The 22540-nt window shown below is 37.0% G+C and carries 28 protein-coding genes; 25 read left to right on the top strand and 3 right to left on the bottom strand.

Annotated elements, in window-relative coordinates:
- Positions 1 to 70 precede the first annotated feature (70 nt).
- From spoIIR to DN392_RS08840, 6 genes are all read left to right on the top strand, one after another.
- A complete protein-coding gene (spoIIR, locus tag DN392_RS08820) occupies positions 71 to 937 on the top strand; it encodes a stage II sporulation protein R (RefSeq protein ID WP_064057321.1) in 867 nt (288 codons plus the stop codon).
- 49 nt (positions 938 to 986) lie between these two features.
- Entirely contained in the window at positions 987 to 1445 is a 459-nt protein-coding gene (locus DN392_RS08825; RefSeq protein ID WP_000758432.1) for a GNAT family N-acetyltransferase, read from the top strand.
- A gap of 108 nt (positions 1446 to 1553) precedes the next feature.
- Positions 1554 to 2597: an L-threonylcarbamoyladenylate synthase gene (locus tag DN392_RS08830; RefSeq protein WP_088321275.1), complete on the top strand. Its 1044-nt coding sequence runs from the start codon at positions 1554 to 1556 to the stop codon at positions 2595 to 2597.
- A 74-nt stretch (positions 2598 to 2671) separates the two neighbouring features.
- Positions 2672 to 3220: a manganese efflux pump MntP gene (locus tag DN392_RS08835; RefSeq protein WP_000142486.1), complete on the top strand. Its 549-nt coding sequence runs from the start codon at positions 2672 to 2674 to the stop codon at positions 3218 to 3220.
- A gap of 19 nt (positions 3221 to 3239) precedes the next feature.
- Entirely contained in the window at positions 3240 to 3371 is a 132-nt protein-coding gene (locus tag DN392_RS30725) for a hypothetical protein (protein ID WP_001037624.1), read from the top strand.
- Positions 3372 to 3452: 81 nt separating this feature from the next.
- Positions 3453 to 3731, top strand: coding sequence for a DUF3935 domain-containing protein (locus DN392_RS08840; RefSeq protein WP_000197467.1), 279 nt, complete (start codon positions 3453 to 3455; stop codon positions 3729 to 3731).
- 69 nt (positions 3732 to 3800) lie between these two features.
- On the opposite strand, the gene DN392_RS08845 is transcribed toward DN392_RS08840, so the two are convergent.
- Together DN392_RS08845 and DN392_RS08850 are read right to left on the bottom strand one after the other, a co-directional pair.
- Positions 3801 to 4412, bottom strand: coding sequence for a flavin reductase family protein (locus tag DN392_RS08845; RefSeq protein WP_000949075.1), 612 nt, complete (start codon positions 4410 to 4412; stop codon positions 3801 to 3803).
- A gap of 159 nt (positions 4413 to 4571) precedes the next feature.
- Complete coding sequence (locus DN392_RS08850; protein WP_000968618.1) at positions 4572 to 4958, bottom strand: DoxX family protein; 387 nt, start codon at positions 4956 to 4958, stop codon at positions 4572 to 4574.
- A 386-nt stretch (positions 4959 to 5344) separates the two neighbouring features.
- Between DN392_RS08850 and DN392_RS08855 the strand changes: the two genes are divergently transcribed.
- From DN392_RS08855 to DN392_RS08945, 19 genes are all read left to right on the top strand, one after another.
- On the top strand, positions 5345 to 5842 hold the full coding sequence (locus DN392_RS08855) for a PTS sugar transporter subunit IIA (RefSeq protein ID WP_000473649.1): 498 nt from the start codon (positions 5345 to 5347) through the stop codon (positions 5840 to 5842).
- A 247-nt stretch (positions 5843 to 6089) separates the two neighbouring features.
- A complete protein-coding gene (locus tag DN392_RS08860; protein WP_000442702.1) occupies positions 6090 to 6530 on the top strand; it encodes a low molecular weight protein arginine phosphatase in 441 nt (146 codons plus the stop codon).
- 96 nt (positions 6531 to 6626) lie between these two features.
- Positions 6627 to 7070: a ribose 5-phosphate isomerase B gene (rpiB, locus tag DN392_RS08865; RefSeq protein WP_000869917.1), complete on the top strand. Its 444-nt coding sequence runs from the start codon at positions 6627 to 6629 to the stop codon at positions 7068 to 7070.
- A gap of 21 nt (positions 7071 to 7091) precedes the next feature.
- Positions 7092 to 7709, top strand: a complete 618-nt coding sequence (locus tag DN392_RS08870) for a TIGR01440 family protein (RefSeq protein WP_095205689.1) — start codon at positions 7092 to 7094, stop codon at positions 7707 to 7709.
- Between the two features lie 253 nt (positions 7710 to 7962).
- Positions 7963 to 9204: a serine hydroxymethyltransferase gene (glyA, locus tag DN392_RS08875; protein WP_000349796.1), complete on the top strand. Its 1242-nt coding sequence runs from the start codon at positions 7963 to 7965 to the stop codon at positions 9202 to 9204.
- A 271-nt stretch (positions 9205 to 9475) separates the two neighbouring features.
- A complete protein-coding gene (gene upp, locus DN392_RS08880; RefSeq protein ID WP_000517539.1) occupies positions 9476 to 10105 on the top strand; it encodes a uracil phosphoribosyltransferase in 630 nt (209 codons plus the stop codon).
- Positions 10106 to 10474: 369 nt separating this feature from the next.
- A complete protein-coding gene (locus DN392_RS08885) occupies positions 10475 to 10588 on the top strand; it encodes a DUF4024 domain-containing protein (protein WP_000232961.1) in 114 nt (37 codons plus the stop codon).
- Between the two features lie 26 nt (positions 10589 to 10614).
- Positions 10615 to 10839, top strand: a complete 225-nt coding sequence (locus DN392_RS08890) for an AtpZ/AtpI family protein (protein ID WP_001171220.1) — start codon at positions 10615 to 10617, stop codon at positions 10837 to 10839.
- Positions 10839 to 11231: an ATP synthase subunit I gene (locus tag DN392_RS08895; protein WP_000567600.1), complete on the top strand. Its 393-nt coding sequence runs from the start codon at positions 10839 to 10841 to the stop codon at positions 11229 to 11231. The genes DN392_RS08890 and DN392_RS08895 overlap by 1 nt, the downstream gene beginning before the upstream one ends.
- 7 nt (positions 11232 to 11238) lie before the next feature.
- Positions 11239 to 11958, top strand: coding sequence for a F0F1 ATP synthase subunit A (atpB, locus tag DN392_RS08900; protein ID WP_000399874.1), 720 nt, complete (start codon positions 11239 to 11241; stop codon positions 11956 to 11958).
- 56 nt (positions 11959 to 12014) lie between these two features.
- Positions 12015 to 12233 (top strand): F0F1 ATP synthase subunit C, encoded by a 219-nt coding sequence (atpE, locus tag DN392_RS08905; RefSeq protein ID WP_000052064.1) that lies wholly within the window; start codon positions 12015 to 12017, stop codon positions 12231 to 12233.
- Between the two features lie 129 nt (positions 12234 to 12362).
- A complete protein-coding gene (gene atpF, locus DN392_RS08910) occupies positions 12363 to 12869 on the top strand; it encodes a F0F1 ATP synthase subunit B (RefSeq protein ID WP_001142625.1) in 507 nt (168 codons plus the stop codon).
- A complete protein-coding gene (gene atpH / locus DN392_RS08915; protein ID WP_088321276.1) occupies positions 12866 to 13408 on the top strand; it encodes a F0F1 ATP synthase subunit delta in 543 nt (180 codons plus the stop codon). The genes atpF and atpH overlap by 4 nt, the downstream gene beginning before the upstream one ends.
- An 11-nt stretch (positions 13409 to 13419) precedes the next feature.
- Positions 13420 to 14928, top strand: coding sequence for a F0F1 ATP synthase subunit alpha (gene atpA / locus DN392_RS08920; protein WP_000027510.1), 1509 nt, complete (start codon positions 13420 to 13422; stop codon positions 14926 to 14928).
- A gap of 288 nt (positions 14929 to 15216) precedes the next feature.
- Positions 15217 to 16077, top strand: a complete 861-nt coding sequence (atpG, locus tag DN392_RS08925) for a F0F1 ATP synthase subunit gamma (RefSeq protein WP_000157704.1) — start codon at positions 15217 to 15219, stop codon at positions 16075 to 16077.
- Between the two features lie 117 nt (positions 16078 to 16194).
- On the top strand, positions 16195 to 17604 hold the full coding sequence (gene atpD, locus DN392_RS08930) for a F0F1 ATP synthase subunit beta (protein WP_046960137.1): 1410 nt from the start codon (positions 16195 to 16197) through the stop codon (positions 17602 to 17604).
- A gap of 20 nt (positions 17605 to 17624) precedes the next feature.
- Positions 17625 to 18026: a F0F1 ATP synthase subunit epsilon gene (gene atpC / locus DN392_RS08935; protein ID WP_000847206.1), complete on the top strand. Its 402-nt coding sequence runs from the start codon at positions 17625 to 17627 to the stop codon at positions 18024 to 18026.
- 130 nt (positions 18027 to 18156) lie between these two features.
- Positions 18157 to 18939 (top strand): DUF975 family protein, encoded by a 783-nt coding sequence (locus tag DN392_RS08940; protein WP_000578786.1) that lies wholly within the window; start codon positions 18157 to 18159, stop codon positions 18937 to 18939.
- 47 nt (positions 18940 to 18986) lie between these two features.
- On the top strand, positions 18987 to 19640 hold the full coding sequence (locus DN392_RS08945; RefSeq protein WP_048566715.1) for a DUF975 family protein: 654 nt from the start codon (positions 18987 to 18989) through the stop codon (positions 19638 to 19640).
- A gap of 16 nt (positions 19641 to 19656) precedes the next feature.
- Here the strand turns inward: DN392_RS08945 and DN392_RS08950 are convergent, their stop codons facing one another.
- Positions 19657 to 22386 (bottom strand): putative bifunctional diguanylate cyclase/phosphodiesterase, encoded by a 2730-nt coding sequence (locus tag DN392_RS08950; protein ID WP_061673583.1) that lies wholly within the window; start codon positions 22384 to 22386, stop codon positions 19657 to 19659.
- Positions 22387 to 22540: the final 154 nt, after the last annotated feature.

The following is a 22540-nucleotide window of genomic DNA, read 5'->3' on the forward strand; positions in this document are numbered from 1 at the left end:
GATTTTGAATTTAATAGTTTAGAAAGATGAAAGTCTGTCCACACTGTTTGTAGAAGGGACGGTGGAGGAAATGAAAAAACAAGTTATTGCTTATCTTCTTCTATTATTAATTGGTGCACAGTTGCTTGTGCAGTTTGGATATATGAAAGCTGATGCGAAAGGGCCTTCAGTTATTCCGAAAGAGGCCGTTCGATTACGGATTTTAGCAAATAGTGATTCAGATAAAGATCAGGCTTTAAAGCGCAAAGTGCGTGATGAAGTAAAAGCACAAATTGATGGATGGGTAGCAGATTTAACTTCATTTGAAGAGGCACGTAAAGTCATTCAAAGTCATATTCCAGAAATCGAAAAAATAGTGGCAAATACGTTGAAAAAAGAAGGAAGTAAAGATTCATTTCAAGTGAAATTTAGTAAGAATGTAAAGTTCCCTACAAAGGTATATGGTAATTTTATTTATCCAGCAGGGGAATATGAGGCGGTATTGATTACAATTGGGAAAGGGGAAGGGGCAAACTGGTGGTGTGTATTATTTCCACCGATGTGTTTCTTAGATTTTTCAAGTGGTACAGCTGTAAGGAAAGAAGAACATGTTGTGAAGGCTGAATCTCCTGAAGAGGAGCAAGTAAAACAAATAGATGATGAAGAAGTAGTAAATACAGAAGAGAAAAAAGAGGATGAGGTGAAAGAAAAGAAAGCTGTAAAGCAGGAAGTCGCAAAAAAAGTAACAGCTTCTGAAAAGAAAGTAGTAAAAAATGAAACGAAAGTAGAAGAACAACCTGTAAGTAAAGAGGAAACAAAAACTGTGGAAAAAGTGGAGAAACCTGTGGAACAAAAACAAGAAAAACAAAATGAGTATGTAAAAGTAGAGGAGGAAGAAGAAAAGCCAGAAGTTAAGTTATTTATTGTAGAAGCTTTTACATCTTTATTCTCTAAATAGTACTATTCGTAAATCCCTTCTCATATATAACAAAGAGGAGGGATTTACTATGAAGAAAGTATATTTTGCTACGAAAGCAGATGTGGAAAGATTGCATTCTTTTTTCGGACAAGCTAATAAAAAAGATGATAAAATAAATGAGTTGTACGCGCAATTTATGATTTTGGAAGAGGCGGAAGAAATACGGGCTGTCATCGGATATGAACAAAGTGAAGAACACGCACTGATTCGTTCTTGTTTATTCACACCTAATGTGGATAAACAGACTTTCTTATATTTTTTCGAAATGTTTTTGCAGTATATGAACGAAAAAAATATTCGACAATTGTACTTACTAACAAATCATCCACAATCTATAACAATCTTTCAGTTTTTTGACTTTGTTACTATAGAGAAAGAAAACGTACCAGAGGGAATTCGACAGTTAGAACACTTTTGTAAAAATATAAAAGAGCCAAATGCAATAATACTAAATTGTCAGCTATTCACAAAGTTATCCACGGATTAATTAGGTTTATCCACATTTTGTGGATAAACCTTGTTTGTCTTTTGGATAAATCTCATAGTAAACTAAAAATAGACAAGTATTTCAGGGTAGAAAAGGACGTGGGAAAAAATGCATACAAATATGTGGGTTGTGGATAATGTTGTGGAAAGAAAAAAATATTATCCACAGTTACAAGAAGCAGCAAAATTATTAAGGGAAAACGAGGCGATTGCCTTCCCTACAGAAACGGTATATGGACTAGGTGCAAACGCGATGAATGATGAAGCAATCGCGAAAATTTTTGAAGCGAAAGGAAGACCGAGTGATAATCCACTTATTGTCCACATCGGTACAAAATCACAGTTAGATGGGATTGTGAAAGAAATCCCGCCAGTTGCAGAGAAGTTAATGGAGCATTTTTGGCCAGGCCCGTTAACAATTATTTTACCTAGAAAAGAAGGAATTTCAGAGAAGGTGACGGCAGGACTTAATACGGTTGGAGTAAGAATGCCTGATCATCCAGTAGCGCTTGCTCTTATTGAAGAGGCAAATGTACCTGTTGCAGCACCGAGTGCGAATCGCTCTGGTCGCCCAAGTCCGACACTAGCTTCTCACGTATATGAAGATTTAAATGAGAAAATTGCAGGTATTGTAGATGGTGGTGCGACGGGAGTAGGTGTTGAATCGACTGTAATTGATTGTACGAGCGAGGTTCCAACGATATTACGCCCAGGTGGAATTACGAAAGAACAATTAGAAGCGGTAATTGGTACTGTTTCTTTAGATCCGGCTTTAAAGGACGAGAAGGAAAAACCGAAATCACCTGGAATGAAATATACACATTATGCACCGAAAGCGCCGCTTAGCATTGTTGAAGGTTCACGTGAGTTTATTCAGCGCCTTGTGGATGAGAAGAAGGAAGAAGGATTCAAAGTGGGTTTATTAACGACAGAAGAGTATCAGCATGTATATAGCGCGGATGTAGTATTATCTTGTGGTGTTCGAAGCGATTTAGCTAGTGTGGCGACTAAATTATATGATGTACTTAGAACATTTGATGCAAGTGAAGTGGATGTTATTTTTAGTGAATCATTTCCAAATGAAGGAATAGGGAATGCCATTATGAATCGCTTAACGAAAGCAGCAGGACATCAGATTATTACTGAATCATAAGGTACGATTAGCAAACAGAATATTTCTCCTCGGATAAGCATATTTTGAAGTAGCACGTCCGAGGAGGGACATGAATGACGTTTGAACAGCTAATACCTTTAACAATTATGGCATTCGCCTTAGGGATGGATGCGTTCTCGGTGAGTCTTGGTATGGGAATGATGACCTTAAAGGTAAGACAAATTCTGTATATCGGTATGACGATAGGGATATTTCATATTATCATGCCATTTATAGGAATGATATTAGGTCGCTTTTTATCAGAACAGTATGGAGACATTGCGCATTTTGCAGGTGCTATTTTATTAATTGGACTAGGATTCTATATTATATATTCATCTATTTTGGAGAATGAAGAGACTAGAACGGCCCCTATTGGAATTAGTTTATTCGTATTTGCATTTGGCGTTAGTATAGATAGTTTTTCAGTAGGCCTTAGTCTTGGTATTTACGGGGCGCAGACAATTATTACGATATTACTTTTTGGATTTGTTAGTATGTTATTAGCGTGGATTGGTTTATTAATTGGTAGACATGCAAAAGATATGCTCGGTACATATGGTGAGATAGTAGGTGGTATCATTTTGGTTGGATTTGGATTATATCTCCTTTTTCCTATATAATTTTAAATAGGAGGGAGTTATGAATAAATTATTGGAATGGTATATTCGATTTTTAACTTTTTTCCCTAGGTGGTTAAGACGGCTTGTTATTTGGGGTATTATTTTGCAAATTTCAATTTTAGGTTGGATGAAGTTAATTCGCGAATGGTAAGATAGTTCCTTTCTGTGCATAGTTTTATTTATACTATACTGATTACACTAAAAAATTATAGATATAGAAAGGATGAGATAAATGACGAGATTGAAGCAAGTTTTTGGTATTATTATTAGTTTTTTTGTTTTTTGGTTTAGTATGCTCGGTGTACAAATGTTTGCTGAGTTTTTAGATATTGAGTCATTGAAGTTTGTGGCGGGAAAAACGGAGGCAGCGCGTGCCTTTTATTCTCCATATCCGTTTATAATCGTTTTTCTTATTACATTGCTTTCCCTATATTTCTTAGTAATTAAGCTTGGGAAACCGAAAAAAGAGAAAGTACCTACTTTAGAGGAAAAAAAGGAAGAATTACAATGATAAAATCCCTTGCTAAATAGCAGGGGATTTTATGTTTGAGTGATGGAAGGAATCGAGCCGCTTCCGCTTTTAAACTGGTCTTACCAACTCGAATTGTTCGCCTAGTTTAGCGTAGTTGTGTCCTGCTAGGCGGCTTACTGGTTTTAGTCCTTCTGCATGAATGCGGCCGTTTTCGTATAGGTGTTCTGCGACGTGGAAACGAACGACGCGTCCGATTAGTAGATCGCAAGCTGGTGAGTCTTCTGTTCCGCCAAGAGGGATTGCGCGTTCTAGTACGCATTCCATTCGAATATTAGCTTCTTTCACACCTGGAACGGAGATGACATCACTTTCAATTGGTGTTAGTTTTGCTAGTTCAATTTCACTTTCATTTGGCGGGAGGTTAGCCGCTGTTTCGTTAATTGCTTCTACGTAAGATTCATCAGAGATATGTACGACAAATTCACCTTTTTCAATTGCGTTTCGGGAAGTGTCCTTTCTTTCTCCGGCTTTTCGTTGTACAGAAACTGAGATAAGTGGTGGATTAGCAGCGACAATATTGAAATAGCTATACGGTGCTCCGTTTAATACGCCGTCTTTTGTTACAGAAGTAACGAATGCGACAGGGCGTGGAATGATACTTCCCGTTAATAATTTGTAATTCTCTTTTTCCGTTTGTTCATTTGGATTAATGGATAACATGCGTAAAATCCCCTTTCTAAATATGACGACTTATTGTTTGTTTACAAGATGTTAGTGGAAAACTCCTGCTGAAAATAATATTTTTATTACATAAAAAGAACTTACTTCATTGTGATTGAAGTAAGTTCCGTCTAAATAATCTCGAATTCAAGATAAAAATTATAATAAAACGTATGCACCAGGTCCGATTAAAGCTACCCCGATAGCAACGGCGATTAACATTAAGTTGTATTCATATCCGTTTTGGGTTACCCAGTAACCATTTTTCCCGTGAACAGTGAAGATTGCCATTAACATTGTTCCGACGATAAATAATGAACCGATTGCAGTGAAAATACCTGATGCGAATAAGAAACCACCTAATAATTCAGTTGCGCCAGCCATAAATGCCATAAATACACCAGGGCGTAAACCGATTGATTCCATCCAGCCACCTGTTCCTTTTAAACCGTAACCACCGAACCAACCAAATAATTTTTGAGCACCATGACCCATGAATGTAATACCTATAATAAGACGAATAATAAGAAGACCGAAATCCATCATTTTTGAAACCTCCTAAAAGTTATTAACTTACCTTATGTAAGTAATAATAAAATAGTTACTTACTTTAGTCAAGCGGATTTTGAAAAAAGTTTGAAAAAAATTTTACAAATTAAAAACAAAAAACAAAATGTAGTAAAGACCTCTAGACAAGTTGGGTAAAAAAAGAGAAAATATAAGTAGAAGTTAACTTCTTATTGTTATTCAGACAATCAGAATTGACTGGAATTTTGCAAAGAGCTACAATAAGAGTCTATTAGTAATGACGTAATTTATTTCGAAAGCGTTTTTACAGTATAATATTCGAAGTATGAAGTCTTACATGTATCCCGAGTTTTACTAGGGATTGCCCTATAAACTTTTAGGTAAATTATGAGGAGGACTATCCTATGTTTAAAAAATTATTCGGTTTTGGTTCAAAAACAAATGAAGAAACAATCGTAGCTCCATTAACTGGAGCAGTGAAAAATATTGAAGAAGTACCAGATCCAGTATTCGCTGGTCGTATGATGGGTGAAGGTGTTGCAATCGATCCTACTGAAGGTGTAGTTGTATCTCCAGTTGATGGTGAAATCGTACAGTTATTCCACACAAAACATGCTGTAGGAATTAAAGCGAAAAACGGTACAGAAATTTTAATCCACGTTGGATTAGAAACTGTAAAAATGGAAGGCGAAGGTTTCGAAGCTCACGTTTCTGAAGGCCAAGCTGTAAAAGCTGGAGATAAATTAATCTCATTCGACTTAGAATTAATCCGTGAAAAAGCGAAAAGTACAATTACCCCAATTGTTATTACAAACACAGATGCAGCTGAGTCTATTAAAACAACTGTAGGTGTAACAGCTACAAAAGGTTCAACAGAAGTAATGAAAGTTACAATGAAATAATTATTGTATAAGAGGAATCCGTTTCATATGAAATGGATTCCTTCTTTTGTTTTGTAGTACGCTTGCTATGTATGTTAAAATACTCTAGGCACTTGGAAATAGGGTTTCACATATATGTGGATAAGGCGCATTTTTCTTAGAAAAAATATAAGAGAAATGCGCCTTTCGTATATTCACATTTCTTTTGTTCTATTCTTATGTACGTTATGATGAAAGATAGGAAAAAGAAGAAAAGGGGTGGGTTTGGATGGAACGAGTGTTATTTATTTGCACTGGAAATACATGCCGTAGCCCGATGGCTGAGGCGTTACTTCGTCATCATGGAGAAGGGAAGTTTGAAGTGCAATCTGCTGGTGTTTTCGTCTATCCTGGAAGTGATGCGTCGATATATGCAAAGGAAGCTTTAGCTGAAAAGGGAATTACAATCGATCATGCTTCGCAACAGATAAATGAAGCTTTGATTGATTGGGCAGATATTGTAGTAACAATGACGGAAAACCATAAGCAAATTGTACTTGGGCATTATCCGAGTGTTGAAAAGAAAGTGGATACATTATATGGAGTAACTGAGGGGATAAGTAAGGATATTTCAGATCCATTTGGCGGTTCACTTTCTATTTATAAAGAAACGTTAGAAGAGATGGAAAAACTTGTACAAACTTTACTGAAAAAACATTCAGAAGGTTGATGTTTCGTGTATAATACGATATTGGAGATTACTTCGTTCCGTTAAGGTAACGAGTGAGAAATGAAGATAATTGATTGAAACTTTGGAGGGGTAAAAATGAAAGTAGTAGTAGCATCTGATCACGGCGGTATGAATATCCGTAAAGAACTTGTAAGTTTATTAGAAGAGTTAAATATTGAATATATTGATTTAGGTTGTGAATGTGAAGCTGGTTCTGTTGATTACCCTGATTTTGCGTTTCCAGCAGCGGAAATGGTAGCGAATGGTGAAGTAGATCGTGGTATTTTAGTTTGTGGGACGGGCATCGGTATGTCAATTGCAGCAAACAAAGTAAATGGTATTCGTTGTGCATTAGTTCATGATACTTTCAGTGCGAAAGCAACGAGAGAGCATAATGATACGAACATGTTAGCAATGGGCGAGCGTGTAATTGGTGCAGGTCTAGCACGTGACATCGCAAAAATTTGGTTAACAACTGACTATGAAGGTGGTCGACATGAAAACCGCGTAGGAAAAATTAAAACATACGAAACAAAGTAATAGATTCTAACTAGAAGTAGTATGAAATATAATTTGGTGAACCAACCTGTGAAAGGAAGAGGCGTAATGACAGAAATCGTAAAGGTAAGAGAACAGTTACAAATTTCGCTTGCTGATTTCCAAGAACAAGCTTCATTACAAAGTGGTCAAATTTTTGTAGTGGGGTGTAGCACGAGCGAAGTGCTAGGAGAAAGAATTGGGACATCAGGAACGATGGAAGTAGCAGAGGCGATTTTTTCTGAGTTAAAACAATTTCAAGAGCAAACAGGTATTGAGTTGGCGTTTCAATGTTGTGAGCATTTAAACCGTGCTTTAGTAGTTGAGAGAGAGTTGGCGATGAAATATCAATTTGAAATTGTAACAGTTACGCCTGTTAGATCAGCAGGTGGTGCATTAGCAACATATGCGTATCACAATTTGAAAGATCCGGTAGTAATTGAGTTTATTAAAGCAGATGCAGGAATGGATATTGGTGATACATTTATCGGTATGCATTTAAAGCATGTAGCTGTTCCGGTTCGTACAGGTGTGAAGGAAATTGGAAGTGCGCATGTAACGATGGCAACAACACGTGGAAAACTAATTGGTGGAGCACGTGCTGTTTATGCGGCGAAGGAAGAGACTATAACTTGCCGTTAGACATGAAAAATTATAAAGTCGCATAATAGCTTTATATCGAGAGATAAAAGGTATGTAGTCTGACTTTATAATAGAAGAAAGAAAAGACCGATTTTCGGTCTTTTTTTTCTTTTATGATATAGAAAGTCATGTTAGAATGTAGTTGAAAACATGAAGGTTCGAAAGAATTACAACCTGAATTTTCGTTTTTTCTGAATAAATGAGAAAAAACTATTGGGAATCGATGTAATTCGTTCAGAAAAGGGGGATTTTGGTGGATCATTTAAAACGTCAAGATGAAAAGGTATTTGCTGCAATTGAGGCAGAACTAGGAAGACAGCGTTCAAAGATTGAGTTAATTGCTTCGGAAAACTTCGTAAGTGAAGCAGTAATGGAGGCGCAAGGTTCTGTTTTAACGAATAAGTATGCTGAAGGATATCCTGGAAAACGCTACTATGGTGGCTGTGAGCACGTAGACGTAGTGGAAGATATCGCACGTGATCGCGCGAAAGAAATTTTTGGTGCAGAGCATGTAAATGTTCAACCACATTCTGGTGCACAAGCGAACATGGCAGTATACTTTACGATTTTAGAGCAAGGCGATACAGTACTTGGTATGAATTTATCTCATGGTGGTCACTTAACACACGGAAGCCCTGTTAACTTCAGTGGAGTACAATATAATTTCGTAGAATATGGCGTGGATGCTGAATCTCACCGTATTAATTACGATGATGTATTAGCAAAAGCGAAAGAACATAAACCAAAATTAATCGTTGCAGGTGCAAGTGCATATCCTCGTGTTATCGATTTCAAACGATTCCGTGAGATTGCAGATGAAGTGGGTGCATACTTTATGGTTGATATGGCACATATCGCTGGTTTAGTAGCTGCTGGTTTACATCCAAACCCAGTACCACACGCACATTTCGTTACAACGACAACACATAAAACATTACGTGGTCCACGTGGTGGTATGATTTTATGTGAAGAGCAATTTGCAAAACAAATTGATAAATCAATCTTCCCTGGTATTCAAGGTGGTCCACTTATGCACGTAATTGCCGCAAAAGCTGTTGCATTTGGTGAGACGCTACAAGATGATTTTAAAACATATGCACAAAATATCATTAATAATGCGAACCGCTTAGCTGAAGGTCTTCAAAAAGAAGGACTTACACTTGTTTCTGGTGGAACAGACAATCATTTAATCCTGATTGATGTTCGTAACTTAGAAATCACAGGTAAAGTAGCAGAGCACGTATTAGATGAAGTTGGTATTACAGTGAACAAAAATACAATTCCATTTGAAACAGCAAGCCCATTTGTAACAAGCGGTGTACGTATCGGTACGGCAGCTGTAACATCTCGTGGTTTCGGTTTAGAAGAAATGGATGAAATTGCGTCACTTATTGCTTACACATTAAAAAATCATGAAAATGAAGCTGCATTAGAAGAAGCAAGTAAGCGTGTAGAAGCGTTAACGAGCAAATTTCCAATGTACACAGACCTATAATAGATTAAAGAAGACTGCTGAGACGTAATTGTTTTGGCAGTTTTTTTTTGGACATATATTGTTCTTTAAGTATGTATACAAATGATGAATAAATTTTGGCGATATAATGAAGGATACAGCTCCCATAATTGGTAAAGATACTAGATAGATTCATCGTAAAATCATGATTTTGCCAAATTTGCCCTTGAATATTAGTAGCGTTTTCTTTACAATCGTAAATAGTGTAAAAAAGCGTGCAAACGCATGAATATCATCTAAAGGAGAGATTCACATGGGAAAACTGTATGTATTTGATCACCCGTTAATTCAACATAAGATTACATATATTCGCGATAAGAATACAGGTACGAAAGATTTTCGTGAATTAGTGGACGAAGTAGCAAGTTTAATGGCTTTCGAAATTACTCGCGATCTTCCACTTAAAGACATTGAAATTGAAACACCTGTAAGCAAAGCGACAACAAAAGTGATCGCTGGTAAAAAGCTTGGTTTAATTCCGATTTTACGTGCAGGTTTAGGAATGGTTGATGGAATTCTGAAATTAATTCCAGCAGCAAAAGTAGGACACGTTGGTTTATACCGTGACCCTAAAACGTTGCAACCGGTAGAATACTATGTGAAACTTCCAACGGATGTAGAAGAACGTGACTTTATCGTACTAGATCCGATGCTAGCAACAGGTGGTTCTGCAGCTGAAGCAATTAACTCTCTGAAAAAGCGCGGTGCAAAACAAATTAAATTAATGTGTATCGTTGCAGCTCCAGAAGGAGTAAAAGTAGTACAAGAAGAACATCCTGATGTTGATATTTATGTAGCAGCATTAGATGAGAAATTAAATGACCACGGATATGTAGTACCAGGTCTTGGTGATGCTGGTGACCGTTTATTCGGAACGAAGTAAGACAACTGACGAGAGGGGATTCCCCTCTCGTTTTTTTTGTTCCGAGTAAGTAGGGGAGGGAGATAAATATACAGGCTATATACAACATAAGTTGTATACACACCACATATAATATAGAAGTCTTACGTCTAGCAAACACTATATATGGAAGGGGAGCGTTATATTTTAAAAATATAATAGTGACAAACTTGTGAACATTATCTTCTATTATAAATAGAAAACTGTTAGAAATTGCATATCTATAACCAGTATTTAGAAGGGTAACGTTTTCATTTTTGGGAGGAAATACCTGATACTCAAATTTTTTGATTTTTTACGATTTCTCGTTGACACTGTTAATACCCTATTGTATGCTAACAACGGGGATAGATGGTAGGGCTTTCAGTGACAAAAATACATCTATTCCGTGACGAAAATGTAAACTTTTTATTTTGTATAGGATTTATGCAAAAAAATGAGTTATTATTAACACATCGTGAATGAGGGTTACATATTGGAGGGATGAATCCTTGCAAAAAAACGATCGCAGCCATATAAAAGCTTATGCTTTAATGTCAGGTATTCTTGCTCAGTTAGTCGGTTCTATTCTTATTGGAATCTTTGGTGGGCAGTGGATTGATAGTAAGGTTGGAACGTTTCCATTGTTTCTTATTATAGGGTTATTACTCGGATTAGGAACAGGGATATACGCAATGATTCGACTCATTCGACATTACTATTCGGGAGAGCAATGATGATAGACGTACATGGACTTGTCCAAAGACAAAAGAAATATATGTACTACTTGCTTGCGCTTCTAGTGCTAGGATGGGGATTCACCTCTTACAAGGATGTATTTCTTGGACTGATTATCGGAACGATTTTCAGTTTTCTTAGTTTGCGCATCATTGCACGTAGAACAGACAAGCTGTTGGATCGCGTAACAAATGGAGAAAACGTGAAGTTTAAGGCGACAGCGGTAAGTACATATTCGAGATTCGCCACGATTGGGTTATTAATTTTATTTGCAGCCAAATATCAAGAGTTAATTGCGATGTGGGGCCTAGGTGTAGGATTGCTGACAGGATATCTTGTCATGATCATAGATTTTCTTTATTTAGAGTATAAGAGCAGGGAAGAGAGGTGAATTACTAGTGGAACACGGTAAATTAGTTGAATTTCTAGGTTTAACGTTCGATTTGTCATCAGTTATGATGGTTACTGTAGCAGCAGTTATTGTTTTCTTAATCGCTGTTATCGGAACTCGCAGTTTAGCCCTTCGCCCAACCGGGATGCAAAACTTCATGGAATGGGTGTTTGACTTCGTGAAAGGGATTATCAATAGTACGATGGATTGGAAAACAGGTGGACGTTTCTTAACGCTTGGCGTTACGCTTATCATGTTTATCATCGTATCGAACTTCCTTGGTTTACCATTCATGTATTCAACAGTTGAGGCTGGCGAACATATTGCATGGTGGAGATCACCAACGTCTGATCCAGCAGTTGCATTAACATTAGCCGTGATGGTAGTTACCCTCACCCATTATTATGGAATTAAGATGAAGGGTACGAAAGAATACGTAAAAGGTTATTTCCAACCTATGAAATTCTTATTCCCATTAAAGGTTATTGAGGAGTTTGCTAACACATTAACGTTAGGTCTTCGTTTATTCGGTAACATTTATGCAGGTGAGATCTTATTAGGATTACTTGCTAAGTTAGGCGGAGCATCATTCCTTGGAGCATTAGGTGCGCTTGTACCAATGTTAGCATGGATGGGATTCAGTGTATTCGTTGGATCAATCCAGTCATTTATTTTCGTTATGTTAACGATGGTTTATATGGCTCATAAAGTAAGCCATGACCATTAATATAATTTAAGTAAGAAAAAATTTATTTTTTTATAATACAAAGGAGGACAAATTAAATGAGTTTAGGTGTAATCGCAGCTGCAATTGCAATTGGTTTATCAGCATTAGGTGCAGGTATTGGTAACGGTCTTATCGTATCACGTACAATCGAAGGTGTTGCTCGTCAACCAGAATTAAAAGGCGCACTTCAAACAATTATGTTCATCGGGGTTGCTTTAGTTGAGGCACTTCCAATCATCGGTGTAGTTATTGCATTCATCGTAATGAACAAATAAGGGAGACTCCCCTTACATAGATGGCGAAGAGTGTTTTTCCGAACTTTCTTCGCCATTGCTTTATGAACGAAACGTATGTCTTTTTTTTTCATATGATCAATTTAGATATTTTGAAGGGAGTGAATCCTTGTGCCAACTTTATTATTAGGGGCTTCCATTCCATTTGGAACGATTGCTTATACATTGTTCATTTTCTTACTTCTATTAGTAATGCTACGCAAATTCGCGTGGGGTCCTTTAATGGGAATTATGAAAGAACGTGAAGAGCATGTTACTAATGAAATCGACGCTGCAGAAAGAAGTAATGCTGAAGCGAAGAAATTAGTAGAAGAACAACGTGAAATGTTAAAACAATCGCGTGTTGAAGCACAAGAGTTAATCGAAAGAGCGAAAAAACAAGCTGTAGATCAAAAGGATGTTATTGTTGCTGCTGCGAAAGAAGAAGCAGAATCAATTAAAGCATCTGCTGTACAAGAAATTCAACGCGAAAAAGAGCAAGCGATTGCTGCTTTACAAGAACAAGTCGCTTCTTTATCTGTTCAAATTGCTTCTAAAGTAATTGAAAAAGAGTTAAAAGAAGAAGATCAAGTTAAGTTAATTCGCGATTATATTAAAGAAGTAGGAGAAGCGCGATGAGCAATGGGATTGTAGCAAAACGTTATGCTGTCGCTCTTTTTAAAATTGCAAAAGAAAAACACGTATTAGAAATGTTTGAAGAGGAATTACGCCTTGTACAAAACGTTTATGTAAAGAACGAAGACCTACATAGCTTTTTAACGCAACCGAACATTTCAAAGGAACAAAAGAAAACGTTTCTTGCAAACGTATTCGGATCTGTTTCTGAATCTATTTTAAATACGTTATATATTTTAATTGATAACAAACGCATTGATATTTTACCTGAAATTGCAGATGAATATGTTGTTCTTGCTAATAAAGAACGTAACGTAGCCGACGCAACTGTATATTCTACTCGTCTTCTATCAGAAGAAGAGAAGCTTAACATTGCAGAAGCATTTGCAAAGAGAACGGGAAAAGATGCAATTCGCGTAAAAAATGTTGTAGATGAAGATTTACTAGGCGGCATTAAAGTACGTATTGGAAATCGCATTTACGATGGAAGCTTACAAGGAAAATTAGCACGTATTCAGCGTGAATTAATGAAGAATAGATAGGGGTGAAGCACATGAGCATCAGAGCTGAAGAAATTAGCGCACTGATAAAGCAACAAATCGAGAACTATCAGTCTGAAATCGAAGTTAGTGATGTTGGTACAGTTATCCAAGTTGGTGACGGTATTGCGCGTGCTCATGGTCTTGATAACGTTATGGCTGGTGAACTTGTAGAGTTCTCTAACGGCGTTATGGGGCTAGCACAAAACTTAGAGGAAAACAACGTAGGTATCATTATTTTAGGACCTTACACAGAAATTCGTGAAGGTGACGAAGTTCGTCGTACTGGTCGCATCATGCAAGTACCAGTAGGAAAAGAACTAATCGGTCGTGTTGTAAACCCATTAGGTCAACCAGTTGATGGTTTAGGCCCAATCAATACAACAAACACTCGTCCAATCGAAAGTCCAGCACCAGGTGTAATGGATCGTAAATCTGTTCATGAGCCACTTCAAACAGGTATTAAAGCGATCGATGCTCTTGTACCAATTGGCCGTGGTCAACGTGAGTTAATCATTGGTGACCGTCAAACAGGTAAAACAGCAGTTGCACTTGATACAATCATTAACCAAAAAGATGAAGATATGATTTGTATCTATGTAGCTATCGGACAAAAAGAATCAACTGTACGTAACGTAGTAGAAACACTACGTAAGCACGGTGCATTAGATTACACAATCGTTGTAACTGCATCAGCTTCTCAACCAGCTCCATTATTATACTTAGCTGCTTATGCTGGTGTAACAATGGGTGAAGAGTTCATGTACAATGGTAAACACGTATTAGTAGTATATGATGACTTATCAAAACAAGCAGCGGCTTACCGTGAGCTTTCATTACTATTACGTCGTCCTCCAGGTCGTGAAGCATATCCAGGGGATGTGTTCTACTTACATTCTCGCTTATTAGAGCGTGCAGCAAAATTAAGTGATGCAAAAGGCGGCGGTTCTTTAACTGCACTACCTTTCATCGAAACACAAGCAGGGGACGTATCAGCTTACATCCCAACAAACGTAATTTCTATTACGGATGGACAAATCTTCTTACAATCTGACCTATTCTTCTCTGGCGTACGTCCAGCGATCGATGCGGGTACTTCTGTATCTCGTGTAGGTGGATCTGCTCAGATTAAAGCAATGAGTAAAGTATCAGGTACACTTCGTCTTGACCTTGCATCTTACCGTGAGTTAGAAGCGTTCGCTCAGTTCGGTTCTGACCTTGATAAAGCAACTCAAGCGAAACTAAACCGTGGTGCTCGTACTGTTGAGGTATTAAAACAAGGGTTACACAAACCATTACGTGTAGAGAAACAAGTTATCATTCTTTACGCTTTAACACGTGGATTCCTAGATGATATCCCGGTAGTAGATATCACTCGTTTCGAAGAAGAATTCCATGCTTGGTTAGATTCTAATGCGACTGACTTATTAGAAGAAATCCGCACAACTAAGAAACTTGCGGATGACGATAAATTTGCAGCGGCAATTAACGGATTTAAAAAAGTATTCGTAGCTTCTGAATAATAAAAGCGGAAGCGGCTCGTCCTGAATGTGAGGGGGGTGGAGCTTCTGACGAAGAGGCGGTCTTTGTCTCGTAGGAAGAAGTGAAGCCACCGAACATTCAAGCCGCTGGAGCTAGATAATATATAAAAGGCATCTCAAGATTTGAGATTGCTGACGGTTATGTAAAGGAAAAGAGTAGGTGCACCTATTCTTTTCCTTCAATCATGAGCAAGAATATCTTGCAACGTAGATTAGGAAGAGGATTCTTACTAATCGTGCCAACTTCTGGAAAAAAGGTGGTGAAAACCTGTGGCATCTTTACGCGATATAAAAGCGAAGATTACCTCGACAAAGAAAACGAGCCAAATTACGAAAGCGATGGAGATGGTATCTGCATCTAAGTTAAACCGTGCAGAGCAAAATGCTAAATCTTTCGTTCCGTATATGGAAAAGATTCAAGAAGTAGTAGCGAGCATTGCGCAAGGAAGTAAAGGGATTAATCACCCAATGCTAAATTCGCGCCCTGTAAAGCGTACAGGGTACATCGTTATTACATCTGATCGCGGACTAGCAGGTGGTTATAACAGTAACGTATTACGTACAGTAAGTAACGTAATTCGTGAACGTCATAATATGGATTCAAACCAATATTCAATTATTGTGCTTGGCCGACTAGGACGTGATTATTTAAAACGTCGCGGCTTTAACATCATTGATGAAGTAGTTGGATTATCTGACCACCCATCATTTACTGATATTAAAGACCTTGCTTCTCGAGCAATTGCGATGTTCGCAGATGGTGCTTATGATGAGCTGTATATTTACTACAACCATTACGTAAGTAAAATTTCACAAGAAGTAACGGAAAATAAAATTTTACCGCTTACTGATGTGGCGTCTGACAAACCGACGACAGCTTATGAATTCGAACCTTCTGAAGAAGAAATTTTAAAAGTATTATTGCCACAATACGCAGAAAGCTTAGTGTACGGTGCATTACTAGACGGTAAAGCAAGTGAACACGCAGCGCGTATGACAGCAATGAAGAGTGCTACAGACAACGCAATGGAAGTTATCGATTCACTTACACTTTCATTCAACCGTGCGCGTCAAGCAGCGATTACGCAAGAGATTACGGAAATCGTTGGTGGAGCAGCAGCGTTAGAATAGTATTAAAAAGCGGAAGCGGTTCTTTCAGGAGAACTGCGAAAGCTACACTAATAAAAAATTAAAAGCCGACTTCTCTTAGAAAGCTGGCTAATTAAAAGAAAGCTAGGAGGGAACCCGATGAATAAAGGGCGCGTTACGCAAATCATGGGTCCGGTTGTAGACGTTAAGTTTGATGGCGGAAAGCTACCAGAAATCTACAACGCCCTTACGGTAAAACAAAGCAACGAAAACGGAACAAGCATTAACTTAACATTTGAAGTTGCACTTCATTTAGGTGATGATACAGTTCGTACAGTTGCAATGTCTTCCACAGATGGACTTGTTCGTGGCACAGAAGTAGAAGATACTGGTAAAGCAATCTCTGTACCAGTTGGTGATGTAACACTTGGTCGCGTATTTAACGTATTAGGTGATGCAATTGACTTAGATGGTGAAGTTCCTGCGGATGTACGTCGTGATCCAATTCACCGTCAAGCACCTGCATTCGAAGAATTATCTACTAAAGTAGAAATTCTTGAAACTGGTATTAAAGTAGTAGACTTACTTGCTCCTTATATTAAGGGTGGTAAGATCGGTCTATTCGGTGGTGCCGGTGTAGGTAAAACTGTATTAATTCAGGAATTAATTAACAACATCGCACAAGAACACGGTGGTATCTCTGTATTCGCTGGTGTAGGTGAGCGTACTCGTGAGGGTAACGATTTATACCACGAAATGAGCGATTCTGGCGTAATTAAGAAAACTGCGATGGTATTCGGACAAATGAATGAGCCACCTGGAGCACGTCAACGTGTTGCATTAACAGGTTTAACAATGGCTGAACATTTCCGTGATGAGCAAGGACAAGACGTACTATTGTTCATCGATAATATCTTCCGTTTCACGCAAGCAGGTTCTGAAGTATCTGCCCTTCTTGGTCGTATGCCATCTGCGGTAGGTTACCAACCGACACTTGCAACAGAAATGGGTCAATTACAAGAGCGTATTACATCTACAAATAAAGGGTCTATCACGTCTATCCAAGCGGTATATGTACCAGCCGATGACTATACGGATCCAGCACCAGCTACAACGTTCGCTCACTTAGATGCAACAACAAACTTAGAGCGTCGTTTAACACAAATGGGTATTTACCCAGCCGTAGATCCATTAGCATCTACATCTCGTGCACTTTCTCCAGAAATCGTAGGAGAAGAGCATTATGAAGTAGCTCGTCAAGTACAGCAAACTTTACAGCGTTATAAAGAGCTTCAAGATATCATCGCTATCTTAGGTATGGATGAGTTATCTGAAGAAGATAAGTTAGTTGTACATCGTGCTCGTCGTATTCAATTCTTCTTATCTCAAAACTTCCACGTAGCTGAGCAGTTTACAGGTCAAAAAGGTTCTTACGTACCTGTAAAAAATACAGTTAGCGGATTTAAAGAAATTCTAGAAGGAAAATATGATGACCTTCCAGAAGATGCATTCCGTCTTGTAGGTGGTATTGAAGAAGTTATTGAAAACGCGAAGAAAATGATGGCGTAAGGCCTTAGGAGGGACGAATTATGAAGACATTTCCAGTCAGTATTGTAACTCCTGATGGACCGGTTTACGAAAAAGAAGTAGAAATGGTAAGCGTAAAAGCAGAGAGTGGGGAAATGGGGATCTTACCGGGTCACATTCCAACTGTTGCACCATTAAAAATTAGTGCAGTTCGTCTGAAACATGGTGGACACACTGATTATGTAGCAGTAAGCGGTGGCTTTATCGAAGTTCGTCCAGATAAAGTAACTGTATTATCATCATCTGCTGAAGAAGCAAACCATATCGATATCCATCGTGCAAATGAAGCGAAGCGTCGCGCTGAACAACGTATGCAAGATAAACAAGCACATGTTGACTTTAGACGTGCAGAAATGGCATTACAACGTGCTGTGAACCGTTTAAACGTTTCCGATATGAAATAAAAAATCCGTAAAGGCTTTGCCTTTACGGATTTTTTTGTGTAGTTCATGGATAATTTTACAAAAATGGTATACTTATATTGATGCTTGTATAAGTAGAGAATGTACAACAATTTATAAAGGGGATGAATAAATGATCGGTGAAATGAAACGAGAAGCGTTGCACTCTTTAAAGGGAAAATGGGGGCTAGGTGTTGGATCAACGATTTTATATTTTATTTTAAGTTATGTTGTTTCAATGGCTGCAATGCTTATAATGTTAATTCCAGGAATTATTATATTTTTCTTAGTTGTTAGCTTAACTGGATCAGTTGAAGAGGAAACGATGTCAATCGGAGCAGGTATTACATTTGGTATTTTTTATTGCATCATAATAATTTTGAGTAACGCATCGTATGGAATTACATCATACGGTTATACAAATGTATTTTTACAGATTAGTAAACGAGAAGGTGCTAAAGTAGATCACTTATTCGAAGGATTTCGTGGCTTTAAAAGAATGATGAAAACGATGTGGGCAATGCTTGCGATTTTATTATATACAGGTACATGGATTCCAATGTTGCTAGTAGCCTTATTCGCATTTTTCGGTGAAGAAGGAAATACGTCGTTTACTATCGCTTTCTTTGTACTATTAGCTATTTCAATCGTTGTTATGATTGTGATGTATTTTTCTTATGCGATGACGTACTATGTAATGATTGAAAATCCAGAGTATAGTGTGTCACGAGCAATGAAAGAAAGTAAGCATCTTATGAAGGGACATAAGTTAGATTTGTTTCTTTTATGGCTTAGTTTTATAGGATGGGGTATTTTAGCAATTCTTACACTTGGAATTGGTTTTCTTTGGCTTAGCCCGTATATGAGTACAACGACAGCGCATTTTTATCGTTATCTTTCAAAAGACGAATTGTAGTAGGAACATGCTATACTAATAGAGTTATTACGTATAGGAGGAACAATATGATTAGTGATTTAAAAGGAGAAGCGTTAGATTCATTAGAAGGGAAATGGGGATTAGCTGTCGGGGCAACATTACTGATTTCGATTCTTATTTTAGCTTTTAGCTTTAGTATTGATTTCATTTTCTCTCAATTTTGGGATTGGAAAGAAGTAAATAACTCACTTTCAGTAGACGTTATTACAATATTGATGGTAGGTCCATTAACGCTAGGTGGTTATCATTTAGCGCTACATATCATTCGTGAAAAGGAAGCACGTATTGGGCATATATTCAGATGGTTTACAGAAGTAAGTAAGTTTATAAAGTCATTTTTATTATATATAGTAGTGAACATTTATATTTTCTTATGGTTTTTACTATTTATTATTCCAGGCATTATTAAATCATTTTCTTATGCGATGACGTACTTTATAATAAATGATCATCCTGAGTATTCCATAAATCAAGCTATTACAGAAAGCCGTCGTATGATGGATGGACATAAGATGGAGTATTTCATTTTATGTTTAAGCTTTATTGGTTGGTTTATATTAAGTTGTATTACGCTCGGGATTGGATTCCTATGGCTAATTCCATATTTTTATACGACGTCAGCAGCTTTTTATGAAGAAATTGCAGAGGAGTATTACGAGAAAACAATTCCGACACTATAAAAACACCCAGTATGAGCTATTGGTTCATACTGGGTGTTTTTTGTAGAAATTTTATAAATTGATGACTAGTAAGTGGTTTACTGAAATAGTAGCCTTGCATATATTTACAGTTGTTCTTTTGTAGAAACTTAAGTTGTTTTTCTGTTTCAATTCCTTCAGCAACGACAGAAAGGTTTAAAGTATTTGCAAGGGAAAGGATAGTGGAAACAATAGCTCGTTCCTCAGGCCGATGATCGGCTAGTTGTGTAAATTCTCTCGGTACTTTTAATGTATCTATAGGGAAAATTGATAAATAAGCGAGAGAAGAATAGCCGGTACCGAAGTCATCAATGGACGTTTGAATACCATATTCCTTTAATTGTTTTAGTCTTGATAATGTTTCTTTTTCGTTGATCATTGCAATTCGTTCTGTTAGCTCAAGTGTTACATGCTTTGGATCGACTTTAATGTCTGTTAGTATTTGTGAAATGTTCTCGATTAAATGATCTTGCTGGAACTCTTTTGCAGATAAGTTCACACTTATTTTTAAATCTGTGTAGCCGAAAGTATGCCATATTTTTAACTGGCGACAAGATTCTTTTAATACCCAATGACCGAGTGGAATGACTTGAGGCGTCTCTTCTACAATTGGAATGAACTCACATGGCGGAATGTCACCTAGGAGTGGGTGTTTCCAGCGTATTAATGATTCAGCACCAATAATCTTTTTCGTCGTAATATCAATTTGTGGTTGATAGACGAGATAAAACTCTTCGTTTACTAAAGCGAGTGGTAAATCTTTTTCAATTCGAGCTTTTCGTTCCATTTTTTTATACAATTCTTTCGTGTACAGAGAGCTACCATTTTTCCCTTTATTTTTTGCTTCGTACATGGCCATATCAGCATGCTGTAAAATGGACAATGGATCTTCACCTGCTTCAGGATATATTGCAATCCCGATGCTCGGTGAGATTTGTAAATGTTGACTTTCAATTTCGAATGGTTCGTTCATGGCTGCTACAATCGTATCAGCCATTTTTTTTACATCGGGTCTTTTTTTATAATTTTCGATAAGGATTGTGAACTCATCCCCAGCTAGCCGGGCGAGCTTCATATTTGGTGTCGATAGTCTTTCTAGTCTTTTTGCTACGGCAATTAATAGAAGGTCTCCTACCCTATGACCGAGGGTATCATTAATAACCTTAAAGCGGTCTAGGTCGAGAAACATAACAGCAAAAGGCCTTTTTGATATTTCGGATCGAGCAATTGCTTGTTCTACATATTGATGAAATGCACGGCGATTTGCAAGCTCTGTTAAAGTATCATGATATGCTAGAAAATTAATTTGTTCTTGTTGTTGTTTGCTTTCCGTAATATCTTTAATCATTAAATAAACACCAGAAATATGATCCTTTAAAAAGATAGGAACTGCTGTAACATGCAAGTAGTAAATATCCCTATTTTTATGATATGCCCGTACTTCTAAAGAAATAGATTTCCCCTTTTTTACCCGATGAAAGGCACTAATGATTTCTTCCAAATCTTCTTCATACATAAGTGAATAGTAAGGTTGATTTAATAATTCATTCGTTTGATAACCGAGCAAAGTAGTACCAGCGTTATTCACTTTGAGAAAATTACCGTACAAATCTAAGGTGAAGATTGGATCTGGATGATGCTCATATAAAGATTTAAACATCTGTTGGTTATGATATAGTTCATTTTTTTGTTCTACTAAATCTTCTGTACGCAGTTCAATTTGTTTTTCGAGTTCCGAGTTGAATTGCATTTGGGCTAGTAATAATATTTTATTTTGTTTTCGAACTAAACTATGGCGTATGAGAACGAAGGAGAAAGTTATTATAAGCCCGATTACTACAATAGGTGCAAAAACATATTCAACTAGTATAAAAACAATAAGCATTACTACAGAAATATAAGGTAATGACAATCTGATCGATTCCCCAAGTTTAGGTGTTAATAGTACTTGCTCTTGTCTTTCAGGTTCTTTTGTATGCAGAATACAGGCGATTGCCACTAGTACTAAAGTTACTTGATAGAGAGGAGTAACTGTAAACATAGAATACTCGGGTGTGAAGTATTTGATATAAGCATAAATCGCATCTGTAGTAGCATATAAAATTAAAGCACTGCCAAGAAGCGCACCAACTTTTTTGGATAATAAGGATAATGGCTTGAATAACAGATTGATTCCTATGAGAAGAAAGAGCAAATCGGCCATTGGATAGGTAAGTTGAACAAATATGTCGATATAGGATGTTGAAGAAACGTGAATGGTGCGTTCAATAAGTAAGTAGTAACTTAAAGTGAATTGTGCTGTAACAATAATACAAATATCACATATCATAAAAAGCTTTTCTAATAAATCGCGGTTATAGATGATTTCATATAGAAAGGCAAATGCAAAGCTAATTAAAAAAAGTAAGTAAAAAAAATCGGACGGATCAACGAATGTATAGTAGTCCTTTAAAATTAAACGTTGATAGGCAACGACCATATCACCAATGAAATAAGAGAGGGTTCCAACAGATAAAATGGTCCAAAATAAACGAGGTAACCCTTCTTTCCTATTTGAAAAATAAAGTATATAACTACAAGCGATAATATCAATGAATAAGGTACTCATTCCAATTAATATTTGAAAAGGAAATGAGTATTCATATAGAAAAGGCATTGCCACGTAATGAATCGCTATAGATAACAATATAATGCTTATAAGAATACTTACATGTGTTTGTTTTTTCATTTATCTCACCCACGGTATATACATATAAATTCCTCTTTTTATTTTTTATTGTTTCTTGAAACATATATATAATTTCTATACTTATTTTACACAGGTTTAGCGAGTTGTAAAAATAGATTTCAATAATTCTCGTTTCGGTCCCCAATATATCGAC

Source organism: Bacillus sp. BB51/4, assembly GCF_008368845.1.
Lineage (GTDB): Bacteria > Bacillota > Bacilli > Bacillales > Bacillaceae_G > Bacillus_A > Bacillus_A wiedmannii.

Coding starts and splice junctions, on each gene's coding strand:
- DN392_RS08950 (WP_061673583.1), bottom strand. CDS start 22,386: ATGAAAAAACAAACACATGTAAGTATTCTTATAAGCATTATATTGTTA.
- DN392_RS08885 (WP_000232961.1), top strand. CDS start 10,475: ATGGTAGGGCTTTCAGTGACAAAAATACATCTATTCCGTGACGAAAAT.
- DN392_RS08895 (WP_000567600.1), top strand. CDS start 10,839: ATGATAGACGTACATGGACTTGTCCAAAGACAAAAGAAATATATGTAC.
- DN392_RS08940 (WP_000578786.1), top strand. CDS start 18,157: ATGATCGGTGAAATGAAACGAGAAGCGTTGCACTCTTTAAAGGGAAAA.
- DN392_RS08870 (WP_095205689.1), top strand. CDS start 7,092: ATGAAATATAATTTGGTGAACCAACCTGTGAAAGGAAGAGGCGTAATG.
- atpH (WP_088321276.1), top strand. CDS start 12,866: ATGAGCAATGGGATTGTAGCAAAACGTTATGCTGTCGCTCTTTTTAAA.
- rpiB (WP_000869917.1), top strand. CDS start 6,627: ATGAAAGTAGTAGTAGCATCTGATCACGGCGGTATGAATATCCGTAAA.
- DN392_RS08825 (WP_000758432.1), top strand. CDS start 987: ATGAAGAAAGTATATTTTGCTACGAAAGCAGATGTGGAAAGATTGCAT.
- atpE (WP_000052064.1), top strand. CDS start 12,015: ATGAGTTTAGGTGTAATCGCAGCTGCAATTGCAATTGGTTTATCAGCA.
- DN392_RS08830 (WP_088321275.1), top strand. CDS start 1,554: ATGCATACAAATATGTGGGTTGTGGATAATGTTGTGGAAAGAAAAAAA.
- DN392_RS08835 (WP_000142486.1), top strand. CDS start 2,672: ATGACGTTTGAACAGCTAATACCTTTAACAATTATGGCATTCGCCTTA.
- DN392_RS08845 (WP_000949075.1), bottom strand. CDS start 4,412: ATGTTATCCATTAATCCAAATGAACAAACGGAAAAAGAGAATTACAAA.
- DN392_RS30725 (WP_001037624.1), top strand. CDS start 3,240: ATGAATAAATTATTGGAATGGTATATTCGATTTTTAACTTTTTTCCCT.
- atpD (WP_046960137.1), top strand. CDS start 16,195: ATGAATAAAGGGCGCGTTACGCAAATCATGGGTCCGGTTGTAGACGTT.
- DN392_RS08855 (WP_000473649.1), top strand. CDS start 5,345: ATGTTTAAAAAATTATTCGGTTTTGGTTCAAAAACAAATGAAGAAACA.
- DN392_RS08840 (WP_000197467.1), top strand. CDS start 3,453: ATGACGAGATTGAAGCAAGTTTTTGGTATTATTATTAGTTTTTTTGTT.
- atpC (WP_000847206.1), top strand. CDS start 17,625: ATGAAGACATTTCCAGTCAGTATTGTAACTCCTGATGGACCGGTTTAC.
- DN392_RS08945 (WP_048566715.1), top strand. CDS start 18,987: ATGATTAGTGATTTAAAAGGAGAAGCGTTAGATTCATTAGAAGGGAAA.
- upp (WP_000517539.1), top strand. CDS start 9,476: ATGGGAAAACTGTATGTATTTGATCACCCGTTAATTCAACATAAGATT.
- spoIIR (WP_064057321.1), top strand. CDS start 71: ATGAAAAAACAAGTTATTGCTTATCTTCTTCTATTATTAATTGGTGCA.
- DN392_RS08860 (WP_000442702.1), top strand. CDS start 6,090: ATGGAACGAGTGTTATTTATTTGCACTGGAAATACATGCCGTAGCCCG.
- DN392_RS08850 (WP_000968618.1), bottom strand. CDS start 4,958: ATGATGGATTTCGGTCTTCTTATTATTCGTCTTATTATAGGTATTACA.
- atpA (WP_000027510.1), top strand. CDS start 13,420: ATGAGCATCAGAGCTGAAGAAATTAGCGCACTGATAAAGCAACAAATC.